We start from the raw sequence: 9,093 nt of genomic DNA, 5'->3' as shown, positions 1-9,093 counted from the left end.
CCCCCCCCCCCCCCCCCCCCCCCCCCCCCCCCCCCCCCCCCCCCCCCCCCCCCCCCCCCCCCCCCCCCCCCCCCCCCCCCCCCCCCCCCCCCCCCGCCGCTCTGTCGTTCCGTACGGGCGTCACACGCCCGCGTACGAGTGCTTTCCGGTGACGAAGATGTTGACGCCGTAGTAGTTGAACAGCCAGCAGCCGAAGGCGACCAGCGCCAGCGTCGCCGCCTTGCGGCCCTTCCAGCCCGCCGTGGCGCGCGCGTGCAGATAACAGGCGTAGGCGACCCAGGTGATGAAGGACCAGACCTCCTTGGGGTCCCAGCCCCAGTAGCGGCCCCAGGCGTCGCCGGCCCAGATCGCGCCCGCGATGATCGTGAAGGTCCAGAGCGGGAAGACGGCGGCGTTCACGCGGTACGAGAACTTGTCGAGCGTGGCGGCGGCGGGCAGGCGCTCCATGATGGAGGCCCACGCGCGGCCGACGGTGACACCCCGGGCGACCTTGGACTCGTACACGTCACGCAGCAGGTAGAAGAGCGTGCCCACGGCGCCGAGGTAGAAGACCGCGCCGCAGAAGATCGCGGTGGAGACGTGGATCCAGAGCCAGTACGAGTGCAGGGCCGGGACCAGTTGGTCGCTGTCGGTGTAGAGCACCGTCGTCGCGATGCCCAGGTTGAGCAGGACCGTGGTGACCAGCGGCAGTCCGATCCAGCGGACGTTCTTCTTCGTGAGGAGGAAGGCGAGGTACGTGCCGACCGCCACCGTGGAGAAGGTGGTGGAGAACTCGTACATGTTCCCCCACGGCGCCCGCTGCACCGCCATCGCGCGGCTGATGACGCCCGCCGCTTCGAGCAGGAAGCCGAGCGCGGTCATGGAGACGGCGATACGTCCGTAGAGGTCGCCCTTGAACGTGCCGCCGGCCGCGCCGGGGCCGTCGGGCACGTCGCGGCGCCCGGCCGCCGAGCGCGTGATGACCTTGGGCCGGTCCAGGACGGCGGTGCCGCCGCCGTTCTCCTTCTCCGCCGTGCGCACCTCGACCGAGGCCGTGGCCGTGGCCGCCGCACCCGCGCCGGTCAGCGCGGCGGCGGTACGGCCGACCTTGCTGCGGCTGCCCAGGACCCATTCGACGATATGGGCGAAGAAGGCCAGGGTGTAGATGGCCATGGACGAATAGACCAGCACATTGGCGGTGTTCGCCAAGTTCTCGTTGGTGGTGGCGGCGAGGATCACTTCTCAGCCCCTTCGACAGGCTCTCCGGTAGGTGTGGCGGGGGTTGTCTCGTTCGCTTCTTCGGGTGCCGCTTCCGGTGCTGCGTCCGGTGTCGCGGGTGCGGCGGGGGCGGCGGGGGCCGCCGGTGCCGTCGGCGCCTCGGCGTTGAGCGTCAGCGCCAGGTCGCCCAACTCCTCGGGGAGCTTCGCCGACTCGCTGCGCCCGAGACCGGCCATCTCCACGACGGTGACACCGTCGGCGCCCGGCACCGCGCGGACCCAAACCCGGCGCCGCTGGATGAAGAGCGAGCCCACGAGCCCGAGGACGGCGCCGATCGCGCCGGTGAGGGCGAGCCCGTTGCCGGGCTGCTGCGAGACCTGGAAGGTCGCCCACTCCTTGATGTCCTTCTCGAAGGTCACCGAGCCGGCGCCGTTCGGCAGCTTCATCGTCTCGCCGGGCAGCAGCCGCTGCGCGAGCTTGTTGCCGTCGGCGTCCTTGAACTGCTTCATCTTGCTGGTGTCCAGCTGGTACACGTTCTGCGGCAGACCGGAGTCGACGCCGAGGCTGCCCTGGTAGCCGGTGAGCGCCAGCACGGGATAGTCCAGCTCGGGGAACTGGGAGAACATGTTGCCGTTGCCCTTGCCCGCGAACGTCGGCACGAAGAAGGCGTTGAAGCCGAGCTGCTGCTTCTTGCCGTTCTTGTCGCGGTAGCCGTCCATCACCTTGATCGCACCGGTCGAGGTGATGTTGTTGTCGATCGGCAGGAGCGGCGTCGCGCCCTTGAAGACGACCTTGCCCTTGCCGTCGCGGACGGTGAGGACGGGGGCGTACCCGTGACCGATCAGATAGACCTTCGAACCCTTGACCTCCAGGGGTTCGTTGACCTCGATGACCGACTTGCGCTCCGTGGCGCCCCCGTCCGTGGTGTACGAGACATGGGCCTCGAACTCGCGGGCCGTGCCGACCTGTGGTCCGTTGCGCTCGAAGGTGCCGATGAACTTGTCGAGGGTGAAGCTGAACGGTTCCAGGTCGTCGGTGTCGTACATCGAGCCGGACTTGAAGTCGTCGTACTGGGTGAGGGTGTTGGAGAAGCCGTCACCCTCCAGGATCAGCTTGCCGCCCTCGGACTTGAACAGCTGCCCGGTGGCGAAGGCCACCAGCATCACGATCAGCGCGATGTGGAAGAGCAGATTGCCGGCCTCGCGCAGGTAGCCCTTCTCGGCGGCGACCGCGTCCCCGACGGTGTGCGCGCGAAAGCGCCGCCGCTTGAGCATGGCGAGCGCGGCCTCGCGGGCCTCCGCCGGCTCGGCCGTCGTACGCCAGGTCGTGTACGCGGGAAGCCTGTCCAGCCGCCTCGGGGCGCCCGGCGGACGACCGCGCAGCTGCCCGACGAACTGCCACGTCCGCGGCACGATGCAGCCGATGAGCGAGATGAAGAGGAGCAGATAGATCGCCGAGAACCACACCGAGCTGTAGACGTCGAACAGCTGGAGCTTGTCGTAGATCGGCGTGACCGTCTCGTGCTTCTCCTGGAACGTCTGGACCTTCAGCTCGTCGACGCTGTTCTGCGGGATGAGCGAGCCGGGGATCGCGGCGAGCGACAGCAGGAAGAGCAGGATCAGCGCCACGCGCATCGAGGTGAGCTGACGCCAGAACCAGCGGATCCAGCCGAGCGGGCCGAGACTGGGTCCGCCGATGGCGGACTCCTCGCGGGGGGCGGTGGAGAGCTGCGACCCGGCGGCGCCGAGTTCGCGGGCCTCACGTGCCTCGGGTGTACTCGCCGCGCTCTCGCCGCTCTCGCCGCTCCCGGCTTCCGATTCGGCGGCTGTCGTCTCTGTCTTGCTCATGGAACTAGATCCCCACCGTGAAGCCGTTGGTCCACGTCTGCATGTCTTGCATGATGCTGTCCCACACGCCGGTCACCAGCAGCACCCCGGTCGCGATCATCATCACGCCGCCGGTCCGCATCACCCACACGTAGTGGCGCTTGACCCAGCCGAACAGCCCCAGCGCCTTGCGGAACGCCACGGCGGCGAGCACGAAGGGCACGCCGAGTCCGACGCAGTACGCGACGGTCAGTATGGCCCCTCGCCCCGCGGTCGCCTGGTCGAAGGCCAGCATGTTCACCGAGGTGAGGGTCGGGCCGATGCACGGTGTCCAGCCGACGCCGAACATCGCGCCCAGCAGCGGCGCGCCGACCAGCCCCGACACCGGCTTCTTGTGGAGGCGGAACTCGCGCTGCGTGAGCCAGGGCAGCAGCCCCATGAAGAACACGCCCATCGCGATCATGAGCACCCCGAGGATCCGGGAGATGACCGCCCGGTTGTCCTGGAGGGTGTTGCCGAAGTAGCCGAAGAGCGCGCCGCCGGAGACGAAGACCGCGGTGAAGCCCGTGATGAAGAGCACCGCGCCGGTGACCATCCGCCCGCGCCGCGCGTCGCCGAGGTCGGTGCCGCTGATACCGGTGACGTAACTGAGATAGCCGGGTACGAGGGGCAGCACGCACGGCGAGAAGAACGAGACCAGACCGCCCAGCAGGGCGATCGGCAGCGCGATCATCAGCGCCCCGTCGAAGACGGTCTCGTTCATACCGGGCACGGCGGACGCGGCGGCGAGGGGCATGGCGGACGCGGCGGACGCGGCGGCGAGAACCTCCACGGGATCACTTCTCCGCGATCAGCGGGTCGATCATCTCGCGCAGCTTCTTGTCGTCGAGCGCCTTGAGCGAGCGGGCCGCGATCTTGCCGTCCCGGTCGAGCACGATCGTGGAGGGGATGGCCTGCGGATTGAGGCTGCCCTTCGGGAAACCGTTGACGATGAGCTTGCTCGTCGGGTCGTAGATGCTCGGGTACGCGACGCCGTAGTCCTTCTCGAAGGCTATGGCCGCGCCCTTGTTGGCGTCGCGGGCGTTCAGCCCGACGAAGGCGATGTCCTGGCCCTTGGCCTCGGTTTCCTTGGCGACCTTGGCGAAGTACGGCGCCTCGGCGCGGCAGGGCCCGCACCAGGAGCCCCAGACGTTCAGCACGACGACCTTGCCCTTGAGGTCGGCCACGTCGAGCTGCTTGCCGTCGAGCGTCTCACCGGCGATCTTGTTGACCGCCTTGCGCTCGCCCTTGGCGACGGTCTGCACCCCGCCGGTGTTCGTCACGAAGTTGGTGTCACCGCCGCCGCCGGACGTGGCGCCACCGCCGCACGCCGCGAGGGTGAGCATGGCCGCCGACGCGACGACGGCCGGAAGGACGGCGCGTGGGCGTCGGTTCGAGCGGCTTCGAGGGGCTCGGCCAAGGTTCATGTGAAAAGTTTCGCATGGGCCATTCAGGGATCTTCTTCGCCCCCCTCGCTCCCGGAGAACGCCTTGTCGACGCCCCTTCGGCGACCACTTCGGTGTCCTGTCGGTGTCCTCTTCGGTGTCCTGTCGGCGGCCCGGTCCGGGCCGCCGCCGTCCCGTGCGTTACGGCGCTTACGCGGCCTTGAGGAAGGTGTTCCAGCCGCCCGCCGGGGACTGACCAACCTCCAGCGTACGGAGTTTGTCGAGCACCGCCGGGTCCTGGACGTCGAGCCAGTCCGTGAACTGCCGGAAGGAGACGAGCCGTACGTCCTTCTTGTCGGCCATCCCCTTGAGCGCTTCTTCGACCGCGTCCATGTATATGCCGCCGTTCCACTCCTCGAAATGGTTCCCTATGAAGAAGGGCGCGCGATTCGACTCGTAGGCGCGCCGGAATCCGGAGAGATACGCCTCGGTGGCCTGCTTGCGCCAGCCCGGGTAATTCGAAGGAACGCCCTTTGTCGAATTCTTCGACTGATTGGCGAGCATGTTGTAGTCCATCGAAAGCACCTCGAAGGAATGCCCGGGGAACGGCACGGCCTGCAACGGCAGATCCCATACGTCCTGCCGCTTGACCGGCCACATCTGCCGGCCGCCGGGCGAACTGGCGTCGTAGCGCCAGCCCATCTTGCGCGCCATGGGCAGCAGATTGTCCTGGCCGAGCAGGCACGGCGTACGGCCGCCGACCAGCTCCTTGCGGTAGTCGAACGGCAGCGGATCGAGGTCCTTCCAGCCGCTGTTCGTCTTCCACTCGGTGACGAAGCGGATCGCCTGCTCGGTCTCGTCGCGCCACTGCTTGGTCGACCAGTTGCCGACGGAGCCGGACCCGGCGCAGAAGTGGCCGTTGAAGTGGGTGCCTATCTCATGGCCTTCGAGCCAGGCCTGGCGTATGTACTTCAGCGTGTCCTTGATGTGCGCGTCGGTGAGGTAGCCGATGTCGGAGGCGCCGACGGCGTTGCCCGGCGGGCGGTAGAGCGTCTTCTTCGACTCCGGCAGCGCGTAGATGCCGGAGAGGAAGAACGTCATCGCCGCGCCGTGCTCCTTGGCGAGGTCGAGGAAGCGCGGGAAGAGGCCGTTGCCCACCTCGCCCGCGCCGTCCCACGAGAAGATCACGAACTGCGGCGGGGTCTCGCCCGGCTCCAGCGGGACGGGCTTGGGCGGCTGGTGCGGCTGCTTTCCGGTGTCGGCCGTCGAACCATCACCGATCAGCCGCACGTTCTTCTCACTCGCCTTGCCGCTGGGCCTGTCCCCGCCCGCGCTCCCGGCACCACCACTGTTCCCGGCGGCATTTCCCGACGCACCCGTGTGCGTGCCGCAGCCCGCGATTCCGATTGCGGCAGCCGCCCCAATTCCGGCTCCGAGCAGGCTCCTTCGGCTCATGTCGCGCATATCGGTCCCATCCGCACTCGCTCATGTAACGTCCGCCGGTCATGCGGACGACAACACGTTAGAGGGCATAGGGAACTCACAGGTTCCAGGAATAGGTAAAGCATCGGCCTGTAACAGCAGATGTGACATTTCCCGCTGAACCGTGGGCGATTGGCCGACTACGCTCCGAAGGCTTTCGACGCGCCCTTCACCGGTTTGGCACCGGCGAGCAGATGCGCGGGTACGAGATCACGGGCCGGTTCCGAATAGGCGACGGAGATCAGTTTCTCGCCCTCGTACGTGAACGTCGTCAAAGACGCGAGCGTGCACTCCCGGCGCCGCGGGTCGTGCCAGAGCCTGCGGCGCTCGAAGTGGCTGCGCACGATCCAGATCGGCAGCTGATGGCTGACGCACACGGCCTCGTGCCCGAGGGCCGCGTCGCGCGCGGCGGCCAGGGCGGACTCCATGCGGGCGACCTGGTCGACGTACGCCTCGCCCCAGGAGGGCCGGAACGGGTTGGTGAGATAACGCCAGTTGGCGGGCGAGCGCAGCGCGCCGTCGCCGACGCCAAAGGTCTTGCCCTCGAAGACGTTCGCGGCCTCGATGAGGCGGTCGTCGGTGTGCAGGGTCAGCCCGTGGGACTTGGCGACGGGCGTCGCGGTCTCCTGGGCGCGCTCCAGCGGGGAGGCGACGACATAGGTGATGTCGCGGTCCGCCAGGTGCTCGGCGACGCGGTCGGCCATCCGCCGGCCGAGCTCGGAGAGGTGGTAGCCGTCGCGGCGCCCGTAGAGGACGCCGTCGGGGTTGTGGACCTCCCCGTGCCGTACGACGTGGACGACGGTGGTCTCGGCGCTCATGACCGCACCCCGCTCTCGGGCGCTGTCGCCTCCGCCGCCGCGCGGGCGGCGGCCGGCAGGGCGGCGGCGATTCGCTCGACGGCGCGGTCGTCGTGGGCGGTGGAGACGAACCAGGATTCGAAGGCGGACGGCGGCAGATACACACCGTCGGCGAGCATGGAGTGGAAGAAGCCGGTGAAGCGGAACGCTTCCTGCCGCTTGGCGTCGTCGTAGTCGCGGACCTCGTCGGCGGTGAAGAAGACGGAGAACATGTTGCCCGCCGTCTGCACCCGGTGCGCGACACCCTCCTTACCGAGGGCGTCGGTCACCAGCCCGCGGATCTCGGCCGACACGGCGTCGACCTTCGCGTACGCCGCGTCGTCGAGCAGCCGCAGCTGCGCGAGCCCGGCGGCGGTGGCGACGGGGTTCCCGGAGAGCGTGCCGGCCTGGTAGACGGGCCCGGCGGGGGCGAGGTGCGCCATGACGTCGGCACGGCCGCCGAAGGCAGCCGCGGGGAATCCGCCGCCCATGACCTTGCCGAAGGTCATCAGGTCGGGCGCGACACCGTCGATGCCGTACCAGCCGGCCTTCGACGTACGGAATCCGGTCATCACCTCGTCGGAGATGTACAGGGCGCCGTTCGCGGCGCACAGCTCCTTGAGCCCGGCGTTGAACCCGTCACGCGGCGGCACGACGCCCATGTTCCCGGGCGACGCCTCGGTGATCACACAGGCGATCTCCCCGGGGTGCGCGGCGAAGGCGTCCCGTACGGCCTGAAGGTCGTTGTACGGCAGTACGACGGTGTCCCCGGCCTGCGCGCCGGTCACCCCGGGCGTGTCGGGCAGCCCGAACGTGGCCACACCGGACCCGGCGGCGGCGAGCAGCGCGTCGACGTGCCCGTGGTAACACCCGGCGAACTTCACGATCTTCGCCCGCCCGGTGAACCCGCGCGCCAGCCGGATCGCGGACATGGTGGCCTCGGTGCCGGACGACACGAGCCGTACCTGCTCGACGGGCGCGACCCGGGCGACGATCTCCTCGGCGAGCGCGACCTCGCCCTCACCGGGCGTCCCGAAGGACGTGCCCCGGGCGACGGCGGCCTGGACGGCCTCGATGACCTCGGGCCGCGAGTGGCCGAGGATCATCGGCCCCCAGGAGCACACGAGGTCGACGTACTCGCGCCCGTCGGCGTCGGTGAGGTACGGACCGTCACCGGACACCATGAACCGGGGCGTACCGCCCACGGCCCGGAAGGCACGGACGGGAGAATTCACGCCGCCGGGCGTCACGGTCGACGCACGGTCGAAAAGCGCCTGCGATACGGGGGCTTCGTATGAATACGACACTTTGGTCCTGATCTGCGATTCGGGGTCGGGTGGCCGGGGACGAAGGATCTCGGCCACCGATGAGCGGGGCGCGCGGTCTCCTCGTATTACATAAGGGCGTCAACGCCCCCGCGTCTGCGAAACTGGGGCGTCATAGGGGAAGCTCACGCAATCCATGGTGTCAGAGCCTTCGAAGTATCTGCGGACAGGTGTTTCACCGGTCGTTCGTGGGGGAGGTCACTGTCACGATGATCGGGTTGCGCGGCCGGGGCTGCGAGTGGTCGGGTGGAGATATGCATCGCGGTGGCGGACTGGGCGAGGGGACCGATGACCTCGGGCCCGACCCTGCCCGGCGGGGGAAACACCGGCGCCGCGAGCGAGAGGCCCGCGCGCAGCCTCCCCCCGGCAGGAACGACAGCCGGCCTCCGGGAAGCGGGAGCGGCCGGGTGGGGGTGACCTACAAATACTTCGGCGCGCCGGACGGCGCCACGGCGGCCCGCGTCCCGATCTCGATGCGCCCGGAGGAACTGGGCGGCGACGAGCTGGGCATGGGCGGCATGTTCACCAAGATCAAGCCCGAGACGATAGCCGCAATGGTCCTCACGGGCATCCAGGGCATGCCCCTGAACAAGGTCCCCCCGCTCGAACTGGTGGTGCTGCACCCGGACTACGCGGTGGTGAAGCTCCCGATGACGGTGGTGGACCCGCTGCGCGGCATCGGCGAGGAATCGGTGGGAGCGGCGGCCTTCATCTGGTCGACGGTCCCGGACCGGGGCGGCCCCCGGGACGCGTTCAACGTCTACCAACTGCTCCACGAGTGGCAGGACTTCAGCCATCGGTTGCATGAGGCGGGGCATCAGCCGTACTGCTTGGTGTGGCCGTGAGCGGCTGAGGTTCGGTTCCGTGGGGTACGGGCGCCCGCCCGGGTGGGCGCCCTTGGCACCTTCCGGACGCCCGCGTCGGGAAGACCACCACCGTCCACGCCCTGACCAGGGAATTGGCCAGACGCGGCCGGTCGGTTCACCAGACTGTCCGGTCTCGA

The 9,093-nt window shown here is 69.0% G+C and carries 8 protein-coding genes; 1 reads left to right on the top strand and 7 read right to left on the bottom strand.

The window, feature by feature from the left end; translation table 11 throughout:
- Positions 1 to 120: 120 nt before the first annotated feature.
- The 7 genes from ccsB to hemL all read right to left on the bottom strand — a co-directional run bounded on the left by ccsB (position 121) and on the right by hemL (position 8,072).
- Positions 121 to 1,218, bottom strand: a complete 1,098-nt coding sequence (gene ccsB / locus ACFYNU_RS36215) for a c-type cytochrome biogenesis protein CcsB (RefSeq protein WP_356597175.1) — start codon at positions 1,216 to 1,218, stop codon at positions 121 to 123.
- Positions 1,215 to 3,044, bottom strand: a complete 1,830-nt coding sequence (locus ACFYNU_RS36210) for a cytochrome c biogenesis protein ResB (protein WP_356597177.1) — start codon at positions 3,042 to 3,044, stop codon at positions 1,215 to 1,217. The genes ccsB and ACFYNU_RS36210 overlap by 4 nt, the downstream gene beginning before the upstream one ends.
- Before the next feature lie 4 nt (positions 3,045 to 3,048).
- On the bottom strand, positions 3,049 to 3,819 hold the full coding sequence (locus tag ACFYNU_RS36205) for a cytochrome c biogenesis CcdA family protein (RefSeq protein ID WP_356597199.1): 771 nt from the start codon (positions 3,817 to 3,819) through the stop codon (positions 3,049 to 3,051).
- Positions 3,820 to 3,859: 40 nt separating this feature from the next.
- Complete coding sequence (locus tag ACFYNU_RS36200) at positions 3,860 to 4,489, bottom strand: TlpA disulfide reductase family protein (protein WP_356597179.1); 630 nt, start codon at positions 4,487 to 4,489, stop codon at positions 3,860 to 3,862.
- 168 nt (positions 4,490 to 4,657) lie between these two features.
- Positions 4,658 to 5,911, bottom strand: a complete 1,254-nt coding sequence (locus ACFYNU_RS36195) for a hypothetical protein (protein ID WP_356597181.1) — start codon at positions 5,909 to 5,911, stop codon at positions 4,658 to 4,660.
- A 158-nt stretch (positions 5,912 to 6,069) separates the two neighbouring features.
- Positions 6,070 to 6,747, bottom strand: a complete 678-nt coding sequence (locus ACFYNU_RS36190) for a histidine phosphatase family protein (RefSeq protein ID WP_356597183.1) — start codon at positions 6,745 to 6,747, stop codon at positions 6,070 to 6,072.
- Positions 6,744 to 8,072: a glutamate-1-semialdehyde 2,1-aminomutase gene (gene hemL, locus ACFYNU_RS36185; RefSeq protein WP_356597185.1), complete on the bottom strand. Its 1,329-nt coding sequence runs from the start codon at positions 8,070 to 8,072 to the stop codon at positions 6,744 to 6,746. Before hemL ends, ACFYNU_RS36190 begins: the two co-directional genes overlap by 4 nt.
- A gap of 272 nt (positions 8,073 to 8,344) precedes the next feature.
- On the opposite strand from hemL, the gene ACFYNU_RS36180 reads away from it, so the two are divergent.
- A complete protein-coding gene (locus tag ACFYNU_RS36180) occupies positions 8,345 to 8,935 on the top strand; it encodes a hypothetical protein (RefSeq protein WP_356597187.1) in 591 nt (196 codons plus the stop codon).
- The last annotated feature ends 158 nt before the right edge of the window (positions 8,936 to 9,093 follow it).

Source organism: Streptomyces sp. NPDC006643 (assembly GCF_042870175.1).
In the GTDB taxonomy this organism is placed as follows: Bacteria; Actinomycetota; Actinomycetes; order Streptomycetales; family Streptomycetaceae; genus Streptomyces.
The sequence above is the reverse complement of the archived record's forward strand: the minus strand, read 5'-3'. Positions and strand labels throughout refer to the sequence as shown.